This window comes from Methylobacterium sp. WL7, from assembly GCF_008040085.1.
Classification (GTDB): domain Bacteria; phylum Pseudomonadota; class Alphaproteobacteria; order Rhizobiales; family Beijerinckiaceae; genus Methylobacterium; species Methylobacterium mesophilicum.
The window spans coordinates 14,412-34,701 of sequence record NZ_VRVG01000004.1 but is presented as its reverse complement, the minus strand read 5'-3'; the positions used below and the strand labels follow the sequence as shown (position 1 = coordinate 34,701).

Here is a 20,290-nt window from a genome sequence, read left to right as displayed (position 1 = left end):
TCCCCAACACGTCCAGGCCGTCCGGCACGGCCCAACCGATCCGGAAGTGCGAAGACCATGGCTACCGACATCCTCGTCCCGACGCTCGGCGAATCCGTGACCGAGGCCACCATCGGCCGCTGGTTCAAGAAGCCCGGCGACACGGTCGCGGTCGACGAGCCGATCGTCGAACTCGAGACCGACAAGGTCACCCTGGAGGTCAACGCCCCGGCTGCCGGCCAGCTTGGCGAGATCCTGGTCAAGGACGGCGAGACGGTGGAGCCCGGCGCCCTGCTCGGCTCGATCGTCGAGGCGGGCGCCGCCGCGGCCTCCGGCGGCGGCAAGAAGGCTGCCGCCAAAGAGGCCCCGAAGGAGGCCGCCGAGACCAAGTCCGAGAGCCGCAGCGAGGCGCCGAAGGCGGCCGCCCCCGCGAAGTCCGAGGCGCCCGCCCAGGAATCGTCCGCCGGCTATGGCAACCACGGCGACGCCGGCGCCCCGGCCTCCCAGCAGCGCTCGACCGGCGACAACGGCCCGGCGGTGGCCAAGCTCGCCCGCGAGAGCGGCGTCGATCCCTCCGGCATCAACGGCTCGGGCAAGGACGGCCGCGTGACCAAGGGCGACATGCTCGGCGCGATCTCCAAGGGCCCGGCCCCGACCGCCGCCCCCGCCAAGGAGGCCCGACCGACCCCGCCGCGCGCGCCTTCCGCGCCCGACGATGCCGCGCGCGAGGAGCGCGTGCGTATGACGAAGCTGCGCCAGACCATCGCGCGCCGCCTCAAGGACGCGCAGGACACCGCCGCGATGCTGACGACGTTCAACGACGTCGACATGTCGGCCGTGATGGCGCTACGCAGCCAGTACAAGGACATCTTCGAGAAGAAGCACGGCACCAAGCTCGGCTTCATGGGCTTCTTCACCAAGGCGGTGATCGGCGCCCTCAAGGACGTGCCGGCGGTCAATGCCGAGATCGACGGGCAGGACCTCGTCTACAAGAACTATTACCACATCGGCATCGCGGTCGGCACCGATAAGGGCCTGGTCGTGCCAGTGGTGCGCAACGCCGACGACCTGTCGATCGCCGGCATCGAGAAGACCATCGCCGGCTTCGGCAAGAAGGCCCGCGACGGCAAGCTGTCCATCGAGGACATGCAGGGCGGCACCTTCACGATCACCAACGGCGGCATCTACGGCTCGCTGATGTCGACCCCGATCCTCAACGCCCCGCAATCGGGCATCCTCGGCATGCACCGCATCGAGGAGCGCCCGGTGGTCCGCGCCGGCAAGATCGAGGCGCGGCCGATGATGTACCTCGCGCTGTCATACGATCACCGGATCGTGGACGGTAAGGAGGCCGTGACCTTCCTGGTGCGGGTGAAGGAGGCGCTGGAAGATCCGGCCCGGCTCGTGCTGGATCTGTGATCCCGCGGTAGATCATCCGGATGCAGACATGGGTGTTCGTCTTGGAGATCGTGCGAAATCTGTGACTGGCCCTCGCGGCGCTGGTTGGGGCGGCACTGGCGTGGCGAAAGCTTGCACCAGAAGTGAAGCAGGCCGGGTCGGCTGCAACGCAGGTGGAGTTGGCGCGGCGTGCCCACGTCACGGAACTCTTCAACCGCGCGGCGGGGCAACTCGGCGACGGACAGCTCGAAGTCCGACTGGCGGCTATCTATGTTCTTCGCGAGATCGGGCGCGATTTTCCCGACCTCGCAGATCCGGTCTTCGAACTCTTGCAGGCACACCTTCGCGAGAGGCGGTCGCGTTACGAGGAGTCGGAACCGCCCATCGACGTAAGGGCTATTGTCGAGACGTTGCGCATGAGGATCGCTGCCGATGAACCATCAGGCGAATTCTAGCCCCCACCCGATCGTCAATCTTCAGGGCGCTTTTCTCCGTCACACGGATCTCAGCAACGCCGACCTGCGGCGCGCGGACCTGTCTCGAATCGATGCGAGCGGGGCCGCGTTTCGAAACTCGGACTTCCAAGATGCACGCTTGAGCGGTGCGATCTTGCGGGGCGCGGATCTGACCGGGGCCTTGAATCTGACTGAGGCGCAGCTCGCTACTGCGATCCTCGACGAGCACACACGACTGCCCACCTATATTGACCGTCAAACGCTTGTCGGCCAGCCGCGGGAATCAACGGGAGCCGAGCTTTGACCACGTCGCTTGGATCCGTCGCCATCGTCACGGGCGGCAGCCGCGGCATCGGGCGGGCTGTGTCGCTGTTGCTCGCGGAGCGCGGCTACGCGATCTGCCTGAGCTACGTGTCGGACGCGGCCGCGGCACAGGCGGTGGTGGATGCGATCACCGCCAAGGGCGGCAAGGCCCTGGCCGTGCGCAGCGATGTCGGCGTCGAGGCCGACGTGCTGGCGCTGTTCCAGGCCGCGGACGGGCTCGGCCGGCTCGCGGCGCTCGTGAACAACGCGGGCGTGGTCGACATGAAATCCGACGTGGCCGACATGAGCGCGGCCCGGCTCCAGCGCATGATGACCACCAACGTGGTCGGGAGCTTCCTATGCGCCCGCGAGGCGGTGCGGCGCATGTCGAACAAGCGCGGCGGGGCAGGGGGCGCCATCGTCAACCTGTCCTCGGTGGCGGCCCGCCTCGGCGGCCCCGGCCAGTTCGTCGATTACGCCGCCTCAAAGGGCGCGATCGACTCGCTGACCATTGGGCTCGCCCGCGAGGTGGCCGGGGAGGGCATCCGCGTCAACGCGGTGGCGCCCGGCATCATCGCCACCGAGATTCATGCGAGCGGCGGCGAGCCCGACCGGGTCGAGCGCCTCGGGCCCGGCGTCCCGATGGGCCGCGCCGGCACCGCCGAGGAGGTCGCCGCGCCGATCGCGTGGCTGCTCTCGGAGGAGGCCGCCTACACCACGGGCGCCATCCTCGACGTCGCCGGCGGCCGCTAAGCCGCCCTCGATACCCCTTTCTCTTCGACCGCCCCAGGCGGCATGACCGACCGGAAGCGAATTCTCATGTCCTACGATCTCGTCGTCATCGGCACCGGCCCAGGCGGCTACGTCTGCGCGATCCGCGCGGCGCAGCTCGGCCTGCGGACCGCCGTGGTCGAGAAGCGGGCGACCCACGGCGGCACCTGCCTCAACGTCGGCTGCATCCCGTCGAAGGCGCTGCTGCACGCCTCCGAGGCGTTCGAGGAGGCGACCAAGCATTTCCCCGACCTCGGCATCGAGGTCAGCGGCGTGAAGCTCGATCTGAAGAAGATGATGAGCTTCAAGGCCGAGGGTGTCGCCGGCAACACCAAGGGCGTCGAGTTCCTGCTGAAGAAGAACAAGGTCGACACCTTCCACGGCACCGGCAAGATCGCGGGCGCCGGCCGAGTCGAGGTCGTGTCCGAGGATGGCGGCAACCAGATGCTCGAGACCAAGAGCATCGTCATCGCCACCGGGTCCGACGTGACGCGCTTGCCGGGCGTGACCATCGACGAGAAGGTCGTGGTCTCCTCCACGGGCGCCCTGGAGCTCGACCGGGTGCCGAAGAAGCTCCTGGTCATCGGCGCCGGGGTGATCGGTCTGGAGCTCGGCTCGGTCTGGCGTCGGCTCGGCGCCGAGGTCACCGTGGTGGAGTATCTTGACCGGGTGCTCCCCGGCATGGACGGAGAGGTCGGCAAGCAGTTCCAGCGGATCCTGACCAAGCAGGGCATCCAGCTCAAGCTGTCCACCAAGGTGACCGGCGTCGAGGTCGGCAAGAAGGGTGCGAACGTCACCGTGGAGCCGGCCGCGGGCGGCGAGGCGGAGAGCCTGCAGGCGGACGTCGTCCTCGTGGCGATCGGCCGGGTGCCCTACACCGAGGGCCTCGGCCTCGACACGGTGGGCGTGCAGCGCGACGACAAGGGCCGGATCCTCACGGATGCCCACTACGCCACCAACGTCACCGGCATCTACGCGATCGGCGACGTGATCGCCGGGCCGATGCTCGCCCACAAGGCGGAGGACGAGGGCGTCGCCATCGCCGAGATGCTGGCCGGCCAGTCCGGCCACGTCAATTACGGCGTGATCCCGAACGTGGTCTACACGTTCCCGGAGGTGGCCTCCGTCGGCAAGACCGAGGAGGAGCTGACCAAGGACGGCATCGCCTACAATGCGGGAAAATTCCCGTTCACAGCCAACGGCCGCGCCAAGGCGAACGGCACCACGGAGGGCTTCGTGAAGGTGCTGGCCGACGCCCAGACCGACCGGGTTCTCGGCGTGCACATCGTGGGCGCGGATGCCGGCAACCTGATCGCCGAGGTCGCGGTGGCGATGGAGTTCGGCGCCTCCTCCGAGGACATCGCCCGCACCTGCCACGCGCACCCGACGCTGACCGAAGCGGTGAAGGAAGCGGCGCTCGCCGTGTCCAAGCGCGCCATCCACGTCTGATCGGCAGAACCCGGCGCAGGATCAGGCGATCTTGCGCCGGGCGTTCGGAAGGTCGGCGATCCGCAGGAGTGCGCTCGGGGCCGGCGGCGCCGTCAGAGCGTTCAGGAGATACGGCCGGCGCAGGCCCAGGGCGTTGTGCAGCGCAAGGTCGATGTCGCGGGCGTAGAACGGCATCCGCAGCACCGCGTCGACACCGAAATAGCGCCCCGCCTGGGCGATCGGTTCCAGCTCCGAGGTGGTCAGAAGGGTGATCCGGGTCGGCAGCCCGAGGGGCTGGATCTGGCAGGCGAGTTCCATCCCTTCGATGCCGCCGAGCTTCACGTCGAGGAAGGCGAAATCGTAGGCACCGAGCTTGAGCTGGCTCAAGGCGTGGCGGCCGCAATTGGTCTCCTCGAGCGCGATCGCGAAGCCGCTGCGGGCCACCACCCGGCTGATCGCGGTCCGGCCTGCGGGCGACGAGCAGGCCAGCAGCGCCCGGGTCGGGGTGCGGCGGCGGGCATCGGCATGCAGCAATTGCTCGATATGGCCGGGATCGAGCGGCGTCTTCAGCACCTCGTAGGCGCCGAGGCTCTGGGCGATCTCCTGCCAGTGTGGCAGCACCCGGTTGGCGACCAGGACGAGGCAGGGCGGCTCGGCGCCGGCCCGGCGCGCGACCGCGACGGCCTCGGGTCCGCTCAGGTCGGCGAGTTGGAGCCCCACGAAGGCGAGGCTCGGGCGTTTCTGCAGGAGGATGTCGCACAGCGCCTGACCCGACGTGGCCTCGTCGATCACGGCGTGGGGGTCGAAGCGTTCGACGATCGCCCGCAGGGCGGCGCGGCGTCCCGCATCGCAATCCGCGATCGCGACGCGCGCCGGCGACCTCGCCTGATCAAGCTCCATGGCTACGCCCCGACAACCGCATCCCCCAATCCAGAGCATGGATGCAGGTGATGACGAACCCCTTAAAAGGCGACCCAATAAGCCACGTCTACGGACTATCCAGGCGAAAAACCCGTGCAATTAGCCGTTTGCACTATCGTCGATAGTCTAGATCAACGGCCCGCCCGCGGATGCGCAGCCGTGTAGGCGCTCATCAGCCGGGCGGCGTCGACCTGGGTGTAGAGCTGCGTGGTCGACAGGGAGGCGTGGCCGAGCAGTTCCTGGATCGCCCGCAGCTCGCCCTGCCGGGCGAGCAGATGCGTCGCGAAGGAATGGCGCAGGGCATGGGGCGTCGCGCTGTCGGGCAGGCCGAGCGCCCCCCGGGCGCGGGCCACCGTGTACTGGATGATGCGCGGCGAAAGCGGCCCGCCGCGGGCCCCCACGAAGAGCGGCCCCTCCGGCGGCAGCGGCACCGGGCAGGCGGCGACGTAGTCGGCCACCGCCTTCGCCACCACGGGCAGGATCGGCACCATGCGCTGCTTGCCGCCCTTGCCGAGCACCGTGACCTGATCGCTGCCGGGGAGCGGCGCGTCGCGCCGGGTGAGACCGAGGGCCTCTGAGATGCGCAGGCCCGCGCCGTAGAGCAAGGCCAGGACCGCGGCGTCCCGGGCCAGCACCCAGGGTTCGCGTTCCTCGCCGGCCCGGATGGCCGTGTCGGTGAGTGCCACCGCGGCGGCGATGGGCATAGGCCGGGGCAGCCGCCGCGGGACCTTGGGCGCGCGCACGCCGCCGAGCGCCGAGACGCTGCCGTAGCCCTCGCGCTCCAGGAAGCGTCCGAACGAGCGCAACCCCGCCAGCATCCGCATCAGCGAGCGGCCGGACACCTCCTCGGCCCGGCGGGCGGCCATGAAGGCGCGGATGTCGCGCACCTTCAGGGCCACCAGCATCGGGATGGTCGGGGTGCCGAGGCGCGAGGCCAGGTGGACCAGGAACTGGCGCAGGTCCCGGCTGTAGGCCTCCACCGTGTTGGGCGACATCCGCCGCTCCCGCGCCAGCCCGTCGACCCAGGCATGGACCGCCTCGCGCAGGTGCGCATCGCCCGGAAGCAGGATCAGGTCGTCGGCCGTGTCGCGCGCGCTCATGGCCCCACTCGACCGGTTTTTCGTTGTCGCTGGCTTAACGTCGAGCAGGGCCACCCATCAGTTCAAAATCCCGTCCTTGCCCTGGAAACCGGCCAGCGGCGCGGTGAGGACGCAGAGCAGGCCGGTCTCCCGGTAATCCAGGGCGACGTCCCCAGCGACCGTGCCCGCGAAGGCGCGCTCGATCAGGCGGGTGCCGAACCCCTTGCGCGAAGGCGCGGTCACCGGGGGCCCACCGGACTCGGCCCAGCTGAGGCGAAGGTGCGGATTGTCACCCCGGGTTTCGATCTGCCAGGTGACGCCGACAGCGCCGGCCGCCGCCGAGAGGGCCCCGAACTTCGCCGCGTTGGTCGCCAACTCATGGATCATCAGCGCCAGGGCGAGGGCCGCCTTGGGCCCGATGTCTAGGGGCGGCCCCTCGATCCGCAGGCGGCCGGCGCGGGCATTGTCGTGGAGCGCCAGGGCCCCGCGGATCACCGCCTCCATGCCGGCCCGCTCGGCATTGCCGGCGAGCAGGATGTCGTGCGCCTTGCCGAGCGCCAGAAGGCGCTGCAGCAGGGCGTCGCGGGCCGACGCGACGTCGGGAGCGTCCCGCAGGGTCTGCGAGGCGATCGCCTGGACCATCGCCAGGGTGTTCTTGAGCCGGTGGCTGAGTTCCTGGCTGAGCATCTCGCGATGCGCGTCGGCCTCGGCCTGCTGCGTCGCATCCAGCATCACGCCGGTCATCCGGGTGGCTCTGCCTTCCGAGCCCCGGACGATGATCGCCTGGTTGAGGACGGTGGCATAGCTCCCGTCGGCCCGCCGGAACCGGTATCCCTGGCTCCAGCGCAGGGGTGCGCCGTCGATGGCCGCCTGGACGCTGCGGCGGACGCGGTCGCGATCCTCGGGATGGATATGCGCGTACCACCAATCGTTGCTCGGCTCGATTTCCGCCGGCTGATATCCGTACAAAGCCGACAAGCCCTCATCCCAGTGGATCCGGCCCGTCTGCGGGTTCCAGTCCCAGATCAGGTCCGTGGTCGCCCGTGACGAGAGGCGGTAGCGCTCCTCCGAGACCGCCAGGGCGTCGCGGACCTGGCGCTCGGCGGCCAGCGCCCCCTCCCGCTCCCGGACTGCGCGGCGCAGTTCCAGCTGCGCCATCACCTGCCGCGCCAGCGCCCGCAGGGCGAAGGCCTGATCCGGCTTCAACCCGTCCGGCCGAGGCGCCGTGTCGATCACGCACAGGGTTCCGAGCGAGACGCCGTCATCGGTCCGCAGCACCGCCCCGGCATAGAACCGAATGAACGGCGCCCCCGTCACCAGGGTGTTCTCGCGGGTGCGCGGATCGGCGGTCAGGTCGGGGATCACCAGCAGCCCGTCCGCGGCGGTCAGCGCGTGGGCGCAGACCGACTGGCTCAAGGGCGTCTCGCAGGACGGGAAGCCGCATTGGGCCTTGAACCATTGCCGGTCGGCCGCGACGAGGCTGACGAGACCCACCGGCACCGCGCAGATCTGCGTCGCCAGCGTGACGATGTCGTCGAAGGCCGGCTCACGCGGCGTATCGAGGATGCCGTAGCTGTGGAGGACTTGGAGGCGGGCGGTCTCGATCGGGTCTGACATGGCCGGGGGCGGTGGATCGGGCGGGGGCCCGGGAAGCACGCGGAAGCGATCGGGATCGGTCTTAGCCGATCTTGGGCGCGGGAGCATCTTGCACTTCGATTGAAAGTCTTCCGAGGATTCATGGTCGGCCAGTCGATCCATCCCGGCTCGCCCCAGTTTGATTCCCGTGCAAAAGCTCGTGCGATGACGCTCCTCGCCTATGCCGGCGCCGCCCTCGCGGAGATCGCCGGATGCTTCGCCTTCTGGGCCTGGCTCCGGCTCGGCCGCTCGGCCTGGTGGGCCCTGCCGGGGACCGCCTCCCTGGTGGCGTTCGCCGGCCTGCTGACCCTGGTGGACAGCCCGGCGGCGGGGCGCGCCTTCGCGGCCTATGGCGGAGTCTACGTGGCCGCCTCGGTGCTGTGGCTGTGGCTCGCGGAAGGGCAGCGGCCGGACCGCTGGGACCTCGCCGGCGGCGCCGTGTGCCTGGCTGGCACGGCGATGATCCTGCTCGGCCGCCGCGGGTGAGGGCGCCTCACCGTCCCATCGTGTAGAACTCGTCGTTCGGCCGCAGCTCCGTCACGCTGGCCAGCCGGTTCGACAGGGCGAACAGGGCGGTGATCGCCGCGATGTCCCAGATGTCGTCCGGGCTGAAACCGTGGCCCGCCAGCACGGCGTGGTCCTCGGCCTCGACCGTGTGGGCCTCCTGCGCCACCTTCAGCGCGAAGGCCAGCATCGCGCGCTGGCGCGGGGTGATGTCGGCCTTGGCGTAGGCGACCGCGACCTGGTCGGCGAGCAGCGGGTTCTTGGACCGGACCCGCAGGATCGCCCCGTGGGCGATCACGCAGTAGAGGCAATTGTTGGCCGCGCTGGTGGCGACCACGATCATCTCGCGCTCGGCCTTGGTGAGGCCGCCGGGCTTGTCCATCAGCGCGTCGTGATAGGCCATGAAGGCGCGGAACTCGTCCGGGCGGTGAGCCAATGCCAGGAAGATGTTGGGCACGAAGCCCGCCTTCTCCTGCACCAGGGCGATGCGGGCGCGCAGATCCTCGGGCATCTCGGACAGCTTCGGCACCGGGAAGCGGCTGATCGGTGCTGACGCGCTCATGGTCGGGCTCCCTGAATCCCGGTCCCTTGGTGAAACCAGGCGTTCACGATACGTACGGCACGCTCGGGCCGATCGTCGAGGGCAGCCGGCCGGAAAGGACGCGGCCGCCTTTCGGAACACGACGATGGACGAGACAAAAAGCCCTGGAGCGTCATGAGCAGCATCATTCGCATCCTGGGGATCGACCCGGGGCTCCGCCGCACCGGCTGGGGCCTGATCACCGCGCAGGGCAGCAAGCTGACCTACGGCGATTGCGGGGTCGTCACTTCGGACGGCGACCTGCCGCTGGCGCTGCGCCTGCGCGAACTGTTCGAAGGGATCGGGCGCATCGTCGCGGCGCAGACACCCGATGAGGTCGCCGTGGAGGAGACCTTCGTCAACAAGGACGCCCAGGCGACGCTCAAGCTCGGCCATGCCCGGGCCATGGCACTGGTGGTGCCGGCGCTCGCCGGCCTCCCGGTGTTCGAGTACGCCGCCAACCTGATCAAGAAGACGGTGGCCGGCTCCGGCCACGCCGAGAAGGTGCAGATCCAGGCGATGGTCCGCTTCCTGCTCCCGAAGGCCGAATTCCGCGTCGCCGACGCCGCCGACGCGCTGGCTATCGCGATCACCCATGCCAGCCACCGCGACGCGCACGCCCTGCGCAAGACGCACCTGCCGGAGGGCAAGCGGCGCAATCTTACCGGTCAGGCGGCCGCCGGGCAGGGGCTGGCCGGAAAGGGGTTCTCGGCCGCGGCCGCCGCGCGCATCGAGGCGGCCCTGGCGAAGCAGGGCTGATCGGGCAGGCTTTTCGAAAAAGCTTGGTGGGGGAAGTAGGACTCGAACCTACGAAGCTTACGCAGCGGATTTACAGTCCGCCCCCTTTGCCGCTCGGGACATTCCCCCAAGGCGGGTTTCTCACCCGCGGCGCCCTTATGGTGAGGGGCTGGCCGGGTGTCAACGCTTGTCATGGCCGGATCCCGCCTCCCGGGGCGCGTTTACGACGCTTCTCCGGGGTTGAGGATTTCGGAGCCGCTGCGCGGCAGGTCCCGTGCCGGGTCCCGGATCAGCTTCCGCTCCGCTCCACTTGTCCGGGAAAGGGGCGGTGCCGGATGAATCGCCGCGCTCTTTCACGGGCGCATGCAGTGCCAGCGGAATACGCCCCGGACCCAGCATGGGACGCGCCGCGCAGCGGCTCCTTCCAACCGAACCGGCGAACGCCACCTCATCACCCGGGACGAAAACGCGAACGTTCCGTGTCCCCAGGGATTCACAAAAGAATCCGGATCGGCCACGGTGCGCGGATGTCGCCCTGTTTCACCGGCCCTTGACCCGTCCCACCCCGTCCCTGCGGTCGCACCAGCGTACGTTGATGGCCCTCGTGGCGGCCATGGCGAGCGGGCAGGCGGGGCATGTCCAGAAGATCCTGGCGGCGGTGACGCCCGGCGGCGGCAAGTCGCTGCTGCCCGTGATCGCGGCGCATACGCTGATCGCGGCGGGCCGAGTGGACCGCGTGGTCTGGGTGGTGCCTCGGGATTCCCTACGCCTCCAGGCCGAGGAGGCCTTCGCCGATCCGCTCTGGCGGGCGACGTTCGGGCATGCGCTCAGCGTCCGCGCGGCCGACAACGAGCGCGATCCCGCCCGGGGCCTCGCCGGCTACGTCACGACCTATCAAGCGGTGGCGGCCGCCCCGGCTTTGCACCTGGCGGAGGCACGGGCCCATCGCACACTGCTGGTGATCGACGAGGTCCACCACCTGCCGGTCCCGGGGCGTCCCGGCGCGGATGAATCCTGCGCCGAGGAGGCCGAGGCCGGGGCGTGGTCCCGGGCGATGCTGCCCGTGATGGAGGCGGCGGAGATCGGCCTGTTCCTGTCCGGCACCCTGGAGCGGGCGGACGGGCGGCGCATCCTCGGCCTGCCCTACCGGCCGTCCGCCCTCGGCCGCGGACCGGAATTGGACCTGGAAGCGCCGGGGCTCGCGGTGATCGGCTACTCGCGTTCGCAGGCGCTGGCCGAGCGGGCGGTGCTCCCGGTCACCTTCGGGGCGATCGACGGCGAGGCGAGTTGGCTCGAAGGCGGCCGGATCGCGGGTGACAGCCCCCGGGTCGGGCCGCACCGGCTGGGTGCCGGCTCGGTGCGGGTCACCACCCGGCCGGCCCTGTTCACGGCCCTGCGCACCGGCTTCGCCCGGGATCTCCTGAGCGAATCCTTCTTCGCGACCAAGCGCCTGCGCGCCCGGCGCCGGCTCGAACGCGACCTGCCGGCCGGCGAAATGGCGCGGGGGCTCGGCAAGCTGCTCGTGGTCGCCCCGGACCAGGCCAGCGCACGCACCTACCTGACGACCCTGCGGAGCTGGATGCCGGCCGGGCAGGGCGAGCGCGACGTCCGCCTGGCGACGTCCGGCCAGGGCGACGCCCACGCGGCCCTGGCGGCGTTCCGCCTGACCGCGGAGCCCGCCGTGCTGGTCACGGTGGCAATGGCCTACGAGGGGCTCGACGCCCCCGAGGTCGCCGTGGTGGCGGCCCTGACGCATATCCGCTCGCGGCCCTGGCTCGAGCAGATGCTGGCCCGGGCCACCCGGGTCGATCCGCATGCCGGCCCCTACGACAACCAGCAGGCGCTGATCTTCCACCCGGACGATCCGCTCTTCGCCCGGTTCCGCCTGGAGTTGGAGACCGAGCAGGGCAGCAGCGTGCGGCCCAAGCGCGAGCGGCCGGCCACCGCGCTCGTGCCGGAGCGGACCCCGTGGCGGGACGAGGATCCCGGGGGGATCACGCCGCTGGAGAGCAACGCGATCGGGCTCCGCTACGCCCTGCTGCGCCCGCGCCTCGCCGAGCCGGCCCCGGTGGCCCCTGCGCCCGAGCCGCCCTCGGTCACCGAGCGGACCCTGCGCCAGCGGCTCGCCGTCGCGGTGGCGGGCCAGGCCGTGGAGGACGAGGCGTCGCTGCGCGTTCCCCGCGGCGGCAACCTCGCGCATCGCTACAATGCGGTTCTGAAACGCGTGCTCGGCAAGGGCCGCGCGACCATGACCCTGCCCGAACTCGAGGCCGCGCTCGCCTGGCTTGAACGCAACCGGCTTTCGGACCATCTCGACCGCCTCGACGGCGATACCCGCTACGCGTGGTCCGCCCGCCAGCGTCGCAGCCGCTGGCTGCCGGAGCGCGCAGCCGGAGGCTGACCCGTCGCGGATGGGGAGGAGTGCCCGATGACCGAGACCCTGCCGGCCGCCTTCGGGGCGACGTTGACGGAATCCGAGCCGCCTTCGGCCTGGCCCGCGCCGCTCGCAGCCCTCTGGTGGCTCGCCAAGGATGGCAGCGAGACTGCCGACGCCGCCTGGGCGCGGGCGCATGCCCTGGTCCAGGACGCCTCTGGGCCGGAGGCCGCCTGGGTGCACGCCCATCTCCACCGGATCGAGGGCGATGCCGGCAACGCGCGCTACTGGTACGACCGCGCCGGCCGCCCGGTGCCGAGCGGCACGCTCGCGGAGGAGCGTGCGGTGCTCGCCGACGCGCTGTCGCGCGCGGGTTGAGCGTCGAACCCCCGGTTGCCGCGGGGTAGGCGAGTGCTTCGATCCTCATCCGGTGGGCCTAGCCGGTTCATGCCGTCTGCCGACACCAACGGGGAACCAAAATCGAATATCCGACCGACATATCCTTCAAATGCGGTGCGACAGGATTGATTTTCCGACTGATATTCAAATCGAGAGCGTCAGAGGTTCACGCTCGACCCAGCCTGTTCAGCTCGAACCCTGTGCATTTTCCGTTGACTACGTGGTCTTCGGTGCCGCACAGCGGCCAGATCTGATTAAGGCTGGACCCGTCGAGTTCGGACCACAAGGAACGTGTCGGTTATCGCGATGAGCCTGGGGTGCTTAGTCTGCAGTGTGGGTCTGGCGAGTCTTTCGCTGCGCGACCCGGCGCGCGCCGTCGTCCTCGAACGCTGGAGCGGCATCTTCCTGGTCCTCGGCCTGACTCTGCTGGGGATCGCGCTGCACGGCGCCCGCGGATAGTCTCGGCGCCGCGCAGACCGATTCTCGGAACGCCTGGGCCGACAACCGGTTGACAGCCCGCCCGGCGCACAGGTCGGGCCTCGATTATCGGAGCGGACCTATGAGCCTCCTCGGCAGCATCGTCGGCAAGATCCTCCATCCGTTCGGCGGCGGTTCCGCGGACGCCGCGCCCGCGTCCACGTCAGGCTCCGCCAGCGGCTCGGCCGGCTCGGGTACGCCTTCGGCCCCCGGCAGCACGGGCACCGGCGAGCCGGTGGACGTGGAGGCGGTGCTCACCGGCCTCGCCGAGAAGAACGGGCAGAAGCTCGACTGGCGCCACTCGATCGTGGACCTGATGAAGCTGCTCGGCCTCGAGTCGAGCCTGTCCGAGCGCAAGCAGCTCGCCGACGAGCTGCACTACACCGGCGACAAGGACGACTCGGCGTCGATGAACATCTGGCTGCACAAGCAGGTGATGAAGAAGCTTGCCGAGAACGGCGGCAAGGTGCCGGACGACCTGAAGAACTAGACCCGCCCCAGAGGCCCGGCGCATCGAGCGGCGCCGGGCCTCTCTTTTCAGCGCCCGGTACGGACCCGGGTCCAGAGCCGGGTGACGTAGCGCTGGGTGCGGTCGTCCCAGGCGGTGTTGATCGACAGGCGCTGCATTGTCGCCTCGTCGGGGTAGATGCCGGGATTGCTCAAGATCTCGGGCTTCACGAACTTCTTCGCTGCGAGGTTGCCGCTGGCATAGGCCACGAAGTTGGTGTTGGCCGCCGCCACCTCGGGCCGCAGCATGTAGTCGATGAAGGCCAGGGCCTCGGCCGGGTGAGCGGCATCCTTCGGGATCGCGAAGGTGTCGAACCACATCAGCGCCCCCTCCTTGGGCACGACATACGCGATCTCGATGCCGTTTTTGGCCTCCTCGGCCCGGCGCTTGGCCTGCAGCACGTCGCCCGAATAGCCGACCGCCACGCAGATATCGCCGTTGGCCAGCGCCTGGATGTATTCCGAGGCGTGGAACTTCCGCACGGTGCCCCGGACCTTGTAGAGCGCGTCCGTGACCAGGGTCAGGTCGTCCCAGCGCTTGGAATCGGCTTTTGCGCCGAAGACCGGCAGCATGCTGGGAATCAGATCCTCGGGACTGTCGAGCATCATGATCCCGCAATCCTTGAGCTTGTTCGCGGATGCGGGATTGAGGACGACGGTCCAGGAGTTCAGGGCCGCGTTGGCACCCAGGCGCTCGCGCACGGCGGCGACGTTGTAGCCGATGCCGGTGGTGCCCCACATGTAGTCGACCGCGTAGGTGTTACCGGGGTCGTAGACGGAAAGCCGGCTCGCGATCTCGGGCCAAAGGTTGCCGAGGTTCCTCAGTTTCGCCTTGTCGAGCGGCATGAAGGCGCCGGCCCGGATCAGCCGCTGGAGATAGGGCCCCGAGGGCACGACGATGTCGTATCCGGAGCGGCCGGCCAGCAGCTTGGTCTCGAGTATCTCGTTGTTGTCGTAGGTGTCGTAGACGACCTTGATCCCGGTCTCCCGGGTGAAGGCGTCGAGCACCTTCGGGTCGATGTAGTCCGACCAGTTGTAGATGTTGACGACCCGCTCCTCCACGGCCCGCACGGGCGCGGCCGGGCCGAGGATGAGGAGGGCGGCAAACAGCGCCGCCATCCGGGACCGAAAGCCGTTTCCCACGCGCGGGGCCGCCCGATGGCGGGCTGGGACGAGGCGCCGGAGCGATCGTCCGACTCGGCCCGTCCCGGCCGCGATCACGCCAGCCTCGCGGCGACGATAACGATCTCGACGAGATATTGCGGATCGCACAGCCGCGCCTCGACGGTGGCGCGCGCCGGCGGGTGATCCTTGGACACCCAGGCATCCCAGGCGGCGTTCATCTCGGCGAAATGGCCGATGTCGGCGAGGTAGATCGTTGCCGACAGGATGTGATCCTTGTCGCTGCCGGCGACGGCGAGCAACCGGTCGATCTGTACCAGGATGTTCTGGGTCTGAGCGGTGACCCCGGTGCCGACCGGGTCGGATGCCACCTGGCCGGCGAGGTAGATGGTGTTGCCGTGGACGGCGCCCTGCGACATCCGCGAGCCCGGTTCGATCCGTTCGATGCTCATTCTAGTTCTAGTCTCCAGCCGGCGAAACGCCGGTATCTGCCGCGGCTCGGGGCCGGCCGTAAAGGGCCGCGCGCCGACGCGCCGCGGGAACCGGCGGAAAATTCTCCCCTCATGTGCAGTTGCGAGCAACCGCTTCCGACCGACGTGCGTTCACACGGCATCGCTTGTCACGCCTTGGGGTTCGTCATGGGTATTCTCTGGACCATCGTCATCGGGTTCCTCGCCGGAATCATCGCCAAGTTCCTCATGCCCGGACCGAACGAGCCGTCGGGCTTCATTCTGACGACGATCCTCGGCATCGTCGGCGCCTTCGTGGCGACCTTCCTGGGCCAGGCCATCGGCTGGTACGGACCGAACCAGGGCGCGGGCTTCATCGGAGCCGTCGTGGGCGCCGTCGTGGTGCTGTTCATCTACGGCATGATCGCCGGCCGCCGCAGCACGACTATCTGACCAAGTCCGGTACGCCGGAACGCGAAGGGGCGCCCCGCAGGGCGCCCCTTTTTTGTGGCCTACCGCATCGTCCCGAAGGGGGCCGCCGGCTCTCGTGCAACGACGATGCTCAGGCGGCCCGTGGCTCCGCGGAACGCTCAGAGGTGTTCGGCGGCCGCTTTGACGGCGCAGTGGCCGGTGGCGCCGCGCACTGCCAGGCCGACGCCGACGACCAATGCCAGCAGGCTGAGGATCTTGTTCGGCCGGGGCTGCGCCGCCGCCGCCGCGATCCCGAGGCCCAGCGCGACCGACACGGCCCGCTCGGTGGTGGTCAGGTTCGGCTGCCCGCTGAAGATTTCATTGATCATATCGTTGGCCATGAAAGAGTCCCGCTGTGAGGTCGCGGTTCGAACGCGGGCGCGGGGCCTGCGTTCCTTCAGCCGCGCACGATGGAGGCGTGCATGGCGCGCAAGCTGCCGAAACCATCCGCGATCGCCGACCTCGCCTCTCCCGAGATACGCGAGCGCGGCCTCGCTTATCATCAGGACGGTGCGGTCTCCGGCCTCGTGGCCCGGGGCGATACGATCACCGCCGAGGTGGCGGGCAGCGAGATCGATCCCTATCGCGTCGTCCTCCGAATCGAGGACGGCCGTATCGCGCAGACCAGTTGCACCTGCCCCTACGAGTGGGGAGGCGCCTGCAAGCACGTGATCGCGGCTCTTCTGACGCTGATCGAGGCACCGCAAGCCCTCGACGAGCGTCCGCCACTGGCCGATCTGCTCGCACCCCTCGACCGGGATGCCCTCGTGGATCTGATCCAGCGGCGAGCCACCAGCGACCCCGACCTGATCGACTGGATCGCGATGGAGCTCACCACCGCTCCGCACGCAGCATCGGCAGACGGCACGATCGACCCGCAGCCGATCGCCGACCGTGCCCGCAACCTGCTCGCCGGGCACGGCCGCCGGGCGAATTACTGGGCCGGCTACCGGGCCGACGGCGATGAAGCCGAGTTGCGCGCCCTGGTGGAGAAGGCGGTCCCGTTCCTCGAAGCCGGCGACGGCCGCAACGCTCTGCGCATTCTCGAAGCGGTGGCCGAACCGCTGGTCGAGGACTGGCTCGACTACGGCTACGAGGATGACGAGACGAGCTATCTGCTGTTTGAGGACCTCGGTCGGATGATGGCCGAGGCCGTGCTGATGGGGGATCTCGATCCGAAGGCGCGCGTCGCCCTGCGCGACACGCTGGCGGGCTGGGAGGCGCGGATCTCGGATTACGGGCCCGAGAGCTTCGCGGTGGCGATCCAGGCGCTGGAGACGGGGTGGGACGACCCGGCGCTGAAGGCCGTCCTCGACGGCGGCCCCGGACCCTGGCCGCCGGAGGGTGCGGATTTCGCAGACCGCATTCTGACGGAGGTGCGGCTGCGCGTGCTCGACGCGAGCGGGCAGGACGAGGCCTATCTGAACCTCGCCCGGGCGGCCGGCGCGCAGGCGCGGGTCGCCGGCAAGCTGGCCCGGCTCGGGCGGATCGCGGAGGCCGTGGCGCATGCCGAGGCCACCTTCACCAGCCCGGCGGAAGCCCTCGACCTCGCGCAGGTTCTCAAGGACGCCGGCCACGGCAAGGAGGCCCTGGCCGTTGGGGAGGCGGGCCTCGGGCTCGGGCAGGACGAGGCCGAGAACCTTGAGCTCGGGCATCCGAACCGCTCCGTGGTGCCCTTGGCCCGCTGGCTGCGGGACGAGGCCCGGGGGGCGCTAGCCCGGCGGGCGGCCCGGACGGCCTTCGAGGCGACGTTCGCGAAGGCGGATTTCGATGCCGCCAAGGCGGTCGCCGGCAAGGCTTGGCCCTCGGACCGCGACGTCCTGCTCGCCCGATTGTCGGAGGCCGAGAGGGCTGTGGACCGCGTCGCGATCTTCCTGGACGAGGGGATGATCGACGCGGCTGTCGCCGCTGCGAAGAACAGCTTTGGAACCCATTCCAGCGAGCTCTTGCGCCTCGCCGAGGCGGCCCATGCGAGCCACCCCGACTGGGTGATCGCGCTCGCGGAGGCGCGGGCCACAGCGATCATGGATCAGGGCCAGGCCGGCCAATACGAAGAGGCCGCCACATGGCTCCGCTGCGCCCTACAGGCCTACGACGCGGCTGACCGTTTTGACGACTGGACGCGCCGGATCGAGGGCCTGATCGAGACGCATAAGCGCAAATATAAGCTGCGGCCGCTGCTCGAAGACCTGCGGCACGGTCTCTGAAGGGCCGCATACGAAAAAGGCGCGGCCCCGGGGGACCGCGCCTCTCGCATCACAACCCGCGCCGACCGAAGCCCGCGCGGGACAGTCCCGAACAATCACTCGCCGGCGGAGTCGCGGCGGCGCTCGCCGCGGTGGCGGCCGCCGTTATCTTCGCGCCGGGGCTCGCCGTCCCGGTCGCTGCGGCTGGACTCGCGCTCGGACTTCACCTTCTCGGTGATGTCCTCGCCGGTCTGCTGATCGACGACGCGCATGGACAGACGGATCTTGCCGCGGTCGTCCTGACCGAGGAACTTCACCTTGACCTTGTCGCCTTCCTTGACGACGTCCGTCACCTTGGCGACCCGCTGGACGGCGAGTTCCGAGATGTGGACGAGGCCGTCCTTGGCGCCGAAGAAGTTCACGAAGGCGCCGAACTCCATGCACTTCACGATCGTGCCGTCGTAGATCATGCCGTTCTCGGGCTCGGCGACGATCGAGCGGATCCAGTTGTAGGCCGCCTTGATCGCCTTGCCGTCGGCCGAGGCGATCTTCACGATGCCGGTGTCCTCGATGTTGATCTTGGCCCCGGTCTTCTCGACGATCTCGCGGATCACCTTGCCGCCGGTGCCGATCACGTCGCGGATCTTGTCGGTCGGGATCTGCATCGTCTCGATGCGCGGGGCGTACTCGCCCAGCTCCGGCCGGGCGTCGGTCAGAGCCTTGGCCATCTCCAGCAGGATGTGGGCGCGCCCGTCCTTCGCCTGGTCGAGGGCGACCCGCATGATCTCCTCGGTGATGCCGGCGATCTTGATGTCCATCTGGAGCGAGGTCACGCCCTCGTCCGTGCCGGCCACCTTGAAGTCCATGTCGCCGAGGTGATCCTCGTCGCCCAGGATGTCGGACAGGACCGCGAAGCGCTCACCCTCGAGGATGAGGCCCATGGCGATGCCGGCCACCGGACGGCGCAGGGGCACGCCGGCATCCATCAGCGACAGCGAACCGCCGCAGACCGAGGCCATCGAGGACGAACCGTTGGACTCGGTGATCTCGGACACGACGCGGATCGTGTACGGGAACTCGTGCGCCGGCGGCAGGACCGGCCGGATCGCCCGCCACGCCAGCTTGCCGTGGCCGATCTCGCGACGGCCCGGGGAGCCCATGCGGCCGGTCTCGCCGACCGAATAGGGAGGGAAGTTGTAGTGGAGCAGGAAGCGCTCCTTGTAGGTACCGTCGAGCGAGTCGATGTACTGCTCGTCCTCGCCGGTGCCGAGCGTGGCGACCACCAGGGCCTGGGTCTCGCCGCGGGTGAACAGCGACGAGCCGTGGGCGCGGGGCAGCACGCCGACCTCGGAGACGATCGGGCGGACCGTCTTCAGGTCGCGGCCGTCGATGCGCGAGCCGGTGTCGAGCACGTTCCAGCGCACGACCTTGGACTGCGCCTCCTTGAACGCGGCCTTGACCTTCTCGGCCGGGAACTTCTCAGCGCCCTCGGGGCATAGGGCGGCCATCACCTTCGCCTTCACGGCGTCGACGGCGGCGTAGCGCTCCTGCTTGACGGTCTTCGTGTAGGCGGCGCGCAGCTCGGTCTCGCAGACCTCGAGGACGGCCTTCTCGACGTCGGCGTTCTCGGGGGCCTGGAAGTCGCGCGGCTCCTTGGCGGCCTTCTCGGCGAGGCGGATGATCGCTTCGATGACCGGCTGGAAGTGCTTGTGACCGAACATCACGGCGCCGAGCATCACGTCCTCGGAGAGCTCCTTGGCCTCCGACTCGACCATCAGCACGGCGTCCTGGGTACCGGCGACGACGAGGTCGAGGCTCGACTCCTCCTTGGTCTCAGTGACCAGCGGGTTCAGCCGGTAGCCGCCGTTGATGTAGCCGACGCGGGCGGCGCCGATCGGGCCCATGAACGGCACGCCCGACAGGGTCAGGGCGGCGGAGGCCGCGACCATCGACACGATGTCGGGATCGTTCTCGAGGTCGTGGGTCAGGACCGTGATGACGACCTGGGTGTCGTTGCGCCAGCCGTTGATGAACAGCGGGCGGATCGGGCGGTCGATTAGGCGGGAGACCAGGGTCTCCTTCTCGGAGGGACGGCCCTCGCGCTTGAAGTAGCCGCCCGGGATGCGGCCGGCGGCGTAGGCGCGCTCCTGGTAGTTCACGGTGAGCGGGAGGAAGTCGATGCCGGCCTTCGGCTCCTTGCCGGCGACCACGGTGGCCAGCACGGAGGTCTCGCCGTAGGTGGCCAGCACCGCGCCGTCGGCCTGCCGGGCGACCTTGCCGGTCTCCAGGACGAGCTTGCGGTCGCCCCACATCAGCTCTTCGCGTTGAACGTCGAACATTCTTGTCTCTTCCTTGCCTTCGGCGGGCCAAGCCCGGCGCCGTCGGGGGCAAGACGGCGAGACACTTCGACCGGCAAAGTGTCTCGCGATCCTGCCCCGACGCTGGCGCCTCGAAGCGGCCCGTTTTCGAGCGGCCGGACCCATTCCGGCAGCCCGAGATTGTGAAACGCGGCCC

At 69.5% G+C, this 20,290-nt stretch carries 21 protein-coding genes and 1 tRNA gene; 13 read left to right on the top strand and 9 right to left on the bottom strand.

Features of this window, described 5'->3' with window-relative positions:
- Positions 1–57: 57 nt before the first annotated feature.
- From odhB to lpdA, 5 genes are all read left to right on the top strand, one after another.
- Positions 58–1,398: a 2-oxoglutarate dehydrogenase complex dihydrolipoyllysine-residue succinyltransferase gene (gene odhB / locus FV233_RS01945; protein ID WP_147896470.1), complete on the top strand. Its 1,341-nt coding sequence runs from the start codon at positions 58–60 to the stop codon at positions 1,396–1,398.
- Positions 1,399–1,520: 122 nt separating this feature from the next.
- Complete coding sequence (locus FV233_RS01940) at positions 1,521–1,832, top strand: hypothetical protein (RefSeq protein ID WP_147857414.1); 312 nt, start codon at positions 1,521–1,523, stop codon at positions 1,830–1,832.
- On the top strand, positions 1,810–2,136 hold the full coding sequence (locus tag FV233_RS01935; protein WP_147857415.1) for a pentapeptide repeat-containing protein: 327 nt from the start codon (positions 1,810–1,812) through the stop codon (positions 2,134–2,136). The genes FV233_RS01940 and FV233_RS01935 overlap by 23 nt, the downstream gene beginning before the upstream one ends.
- Positions 2,133–2,888: an SDR family oxidoreductase gene (locus FV233_RS01930; RefSeq protein WP_147896469.1), complete on the top strand. Its 756-nt coding sequence runs from the start codon at positions 2,133–2,135 to the stop codon at positions 2,886–2,888. Before FV233_RS01935 ends, FV233_RS01930 begins: the two co-directional genes overlap by 4 nt.
- Positions 2,889–2,954: 66 nt before the next feature.
- Positions 2,955–4,355 (top strand): dihydrolipoyl dehydrogenase, encoded by a 1,401-nt coding sequence (gene lpdA, locus FV233_RS01925; RefSeq protein ID WP_147857061.1) that lies wholly within the window; start codon positions 2,955–2,957, stop codon positions 4,353–4,355.
- Positions 4,356–4,376: 21 nt separating this feature from the next.
- On the opposite strand, the gene FV233_RS01920 is transcribed toward lpdA, so the two are convergent.
- From FV233_RS01920 to FV233_RS31580, 3 genes are all read right to left on the bottom strand, one after another.
- Positions 4,377–5,234, bottom strand: a complete 858-nt coding sequence (locus tag FV233_RS01920) for a response regulator (protein WP_147857062.1) — start codon at positions 5,232–5,234, stop codon at positions 4,377–4,379.
- Between the two features lie 152 nt (positions 5,235–5,386).
- Entirely contained in the window at positions 5,387–6,355 is a 969-nt protein-coding gene (locus FV233_RS01915; protein WP_147896468.1) for a tyrosine recombinase XerC, read from the bottom strand.
- A gap of 57 nt (positions 6,356–6,412) precedes the next feature.
- A complete protein-coding gene (locus tag FV233_RS31580) occupies positions 6,413–7,951 on the bottom strand; it encodes a PAS domain-containing protein (protein ID WP_187278037.1) in 1,539 nt (512 codons plus the stop codon).
- A 183-nt stretch (positions 7,952–8,134) separates the two neighbouring features.
- Between FV233_RS31580 and FV233_RS01905 the strand changes: the two genes are divergently transcribed.
- Complete coding sequence (locus FV233_RS01905) at positions 8,135–8,455, top strand: YnfA family protein (RefSeq protein WP_147896466.1); 321 nt, start codon at positions 8,135–8,137, stop codon at positions 8,453–8,455.
- 7 nt (positions 8,456–8,462) lie between these two features.
- Here the strand turns inward: FV233_RS01905 and FV233_RS01900 are convergent, their stop codons facing one another.
- Positions 8,463–9,035, bottom strand: a complete 573-nt coding sequence (locus tag FV233_RS01900; RefSeq protein ID WP_147856114.1) for a peroxidase-related enzyme — start codon at positions 9,033–9,035, stop codon at positions 8,463–8,465.
- A gap of 153 nt (positions 9,036–9,188) precedes the next feature.
- Here FV233_RS01900 and ruvC point away from each other — a divergent pair, with 153 nt between their 5' ends.
- Positions 9,189–9,812, top strand: coding sequence for a crossover junction endodeoxyribonuclease RuvC (gene ruvC, locus FV233_RS01895; protein WP_147856115.1), 624 nt, complete (start codon positions 9,189–9,191; stop codon positions 9,810–9,812).
- Positions 9,813–9,836: 24 nt separating this feature from the next.
- Here the strand turns inward: ruvC and FV233_RS01890 are convergent.
- A tRNA-Tyr gene (locus FV233_RS01890) sits at positions 9,837–9,920 on the bottom strand.
- A gap of 421 nt (positions 9,921–10,341) precedes the next feature.
- On the opposite strand from FV233_RS01890, the gene FV233_RS01885 reads away from it, so the two are divergent.
- The 4 genes from FV233_RS01885 to FV233_RS01875 all read left to right on the top strand — a co-directional run bounded on the left by FV233_RS01885 (position 10,342) and on the right by FV233_RS01875 (position 13,531).
- Positions 10,342–12,192 (top strand): DEAD/DEAH box helicase family protein, encoded by a 1,851-nt coding sequence (locus FV233_RS01885; protein ID WP_147896465.1) that lies wholly within the window; start codon positions 10,342–10,344, stop codon positions 12,190–12,192.
- 27 nt (positions 12,193–12,219) lie between these two features.
- On the top strand, positions 12,220–12,543 hold the full coding sequence (locus tag FV233_RS01880; RefSeq protein ID WP_147896464.1) for a hypothetical protein: 324 nt from the start codon (positions 12,220–12,222) through the stop codon (positions 12,541–12,543).
- A 327-nt stretch (positions 12,544–12,870) separates the two neighbouring features.
- The gene (locus FV233_RS30105) at positions 12,871–13,023 is read left to right on the top strand and encodes a hypothetical protein (RefSeq protein ID WP_187278036.1); all 153 of its coding nucleotides are present in this window, start codon (positions 12,871–12,873) and stop codon (positions 13,021–13,023) included.
- 100 nt (positions 13,024–13,123) lie between these two features.
- A complete protein-coding gene (locus FV233_RS01875) occupies positions 13,124–13,531 on the top strand; it encodes a DUF3597 domain-containing protein (RefSeq protein ID WP_147856156.1) in 408 nt (135 codons plus the stop codon).
- 47 nt (positions 13,532–13,578) lie between these two features.
- On the opposite strand, the gene FV233_RS01870 is transcribed toward FV233_RS01875, so the two are convergent.
- Positions 13,579–14,667: a polyamine ABC transporter substrate-binding protein gene (locus FV233_RS01870; RefSeq protein ID WP_147856157.1), complete on the bottom strand. Its 1,089-nt coding sequence runs from the start codon at positions 14,665–14,667 to the stop codon at positions 13,579–13,581.
- 98 nt (positions 14,668–14,765) lie between these two features.
- Positions 14,766–15,122, bottom strand: coding sequence for a RidA family protein (locus FV233_RS01865; RefSeq protein WP_147856158.1), 357 nt, complete (start codon positions 15,120–15,122; stop codon positions 14,766–14,768).
- A gap of 186 nt (positions 15,123–15,308) precedes the next feature.
- Here FV233_RS01865 and FV233_RS01860 point away from each other — a divergent pair, with 186 nt between their 5' ends.
- Positions 15,309–15,572, top strand: a complete 264-nt coding sequence (locus tag FV233_RS01860) for a GlsB/YeaQ/YmgE family stress response membrane protein (RefSeq protein WP_147856159.1) — start codon at positions 15,309–15,311, stop codon at positions 15,570–15,572.
- A gap of 137 nt (positions 15,573–15,709) precedes the next feature.
- Here FV233_RS01860 and FV233_RS01855 read toward each other — a convergent pair whose 3' ends face one another.
- On the bottom strand, positions 15,710–15,931 hold the full coding sequence (locus tag FV233_RS01855) for a YgaP-like transmembrane domain (RefSeq protein ID WP_147856160.1): 222 nt from the start codon (positions 15,929–15,931) through the stop codon (positions 15,710–15,712).
- 81 nt (positions 15,932–16,012) lie between these two features.
- Here FV233_RS01855 and FV233_RS01850 point away from each other — a divergent pair, with 81 nt between their 5' ends.
- Positions 16,013–17,797 carry an SWIM zinc finger family protein gene (locus FV233_RS01850; protein ID WP_187278035.1) on the top strand — a complete coding sequence of 595 codons (1,785 nt, stop codon included), beginning with the start codon at positions 16,013–16,015 and terminating at the stop codon, positions 17,795–17,797.
- 95 nt (positions 17,798–17,892) lie between these two features.
- On the opposite strand, the gene pnp is transcribed toward FV233_RS01850, so the two are convergent.
- Positions 17,893–20,115 carry a polyribonucleotide nucleotidyltransferase gene (gene pnp / locus FV233_RS01845; RefSeq protein WP_147856366.1) on the bottom strand — a complete coding sequence of 741 codons (2,223 nt, stop codon included), beginning with the start codon at positions 20,113–20,115 and terminating at the stop codon, positions 17,893–17,895.
- Positions 20,116–20,290: the final 175 nt, after the last annotated feature.

Coding starts and splice junctions, on each gene's coding strand:
- pnp (WP_147856366.1), bottom strand. CDS start 20,115: ATGTTCGACGTTCAACGCGAAGAGCTGATGTGGGGCGACCGCAAGCTC.
- FV233_RS01900 (WP_147856114.1), bottom strand. CDS start 9,035: ATGAGCGCGTCAGCACCGATCAGCCGCTTCCCGGTGCCGAAGCTGTCC.
- odhB (WP_147896470.1), top strand. CDS start 58: ATGGCTACCGACATCCTCGTCCCGACGCTCGGCGAATCCGTGACCGAG.
- FV233_RS01860 (WP_147856159.1), top strand. CDS start 15,309: ATGGGTATTCTCTGGACCATCGTCATCGGGTTCCTCGCCGGAATCATC.
- ruvC (WP_147856115.1), top strand. CDS start 9,189: ATGAGCAGCATCATTCGCATCCTGGGGATCGACCCGGGGCTCCGCCGC.
- FV233_RS31580 (WP_187278037.1), bottom strand. CDS start 7,951: ATGTCAGACCCGATCGAGACCGCCCGCCTCCAAGTCCTCCACAGCTAC.
- FV233_RS01920 (WP_147857062.1), bottom strand. CDS start 5,234: ATGGAGCTTGATCAGGCGAGGTCGCCGGCGCGCGTCGCGATCGCGGAT.
- lpdA (WP_147857061.1), top strand. CDS start 2,955: ATGTCCTACGATCTCGTCGTCATCGGCACCGGCCCAGGCGGCTACGTC.
- FV233_RS30105 (WP_187278036.1), top strand. CDS start 12,871: ATGAGCCTGGGGTGCTTAGTCTGCAGTGTGGGTCTGGCGAGTCTTTCG.
- FV233_RS01850 (WP_187278035.1), top strand. CDS start 16,013: ATGGCGCGCAAGCTGCCGAAACCATCCGCGATCGCCGACCTCGCCTCT.
- FV233_RS01935 (WP_147857415.1), top strand. CDS start 1,810: ATGAACCATCAGGCGAATTCTAGCCCCCACCCGATCGTCAATCTTCAG.
- FV233_RS01865 (WP_147856158.1), bottom strand. CDS start 15,122: ATGAGCATCGAACGGATCGAACCGGGCTCGCGGATGTCGCAGGGCGCC.
- FV233_RS01905 (WP_147896466.1), top strand. CDS start 8,135: ATGACGCTCCTCGCCTATGCCGGCGCCGCCCTCGCGGAGATCGCCGGA.
- FV233_RS01855 (WP_147856160.1), bottom strand. CDS start 15,931: ATGGCCAACGATATGATCAATGAAATCTTCAGCGGGCAGCCGAACCTG.
- FV233_RS01870 (WP_147856157.1), bottom strand. CDS start 14,667: ATGGCGGCGCTGTTTGCCGCCCTCCTCATCCTCGGCCCGGCCGCGCCC.
- FV233_RS01875 (WP_147856156.1), top strand. CDS start 13,124: ATGAGCCTCCTCGGCAGCATCGTCGGCAAGATCCTCCATCCGTTCGGC.
- FV233_RS01880 (WP_147896464.1), top strand. CDS start 12,220: ATGACCGAGACCCTGCCGGCCGCCTTCGGGGCGACGTTGACGGAATCC.
- FV233_RS01915 (WP_147896468.1), bottom strand. CDS start 6,355: ATGAGCGCGCGCGACACGGCCGACGACCTGATCCTGCTTCCGGGCGAT.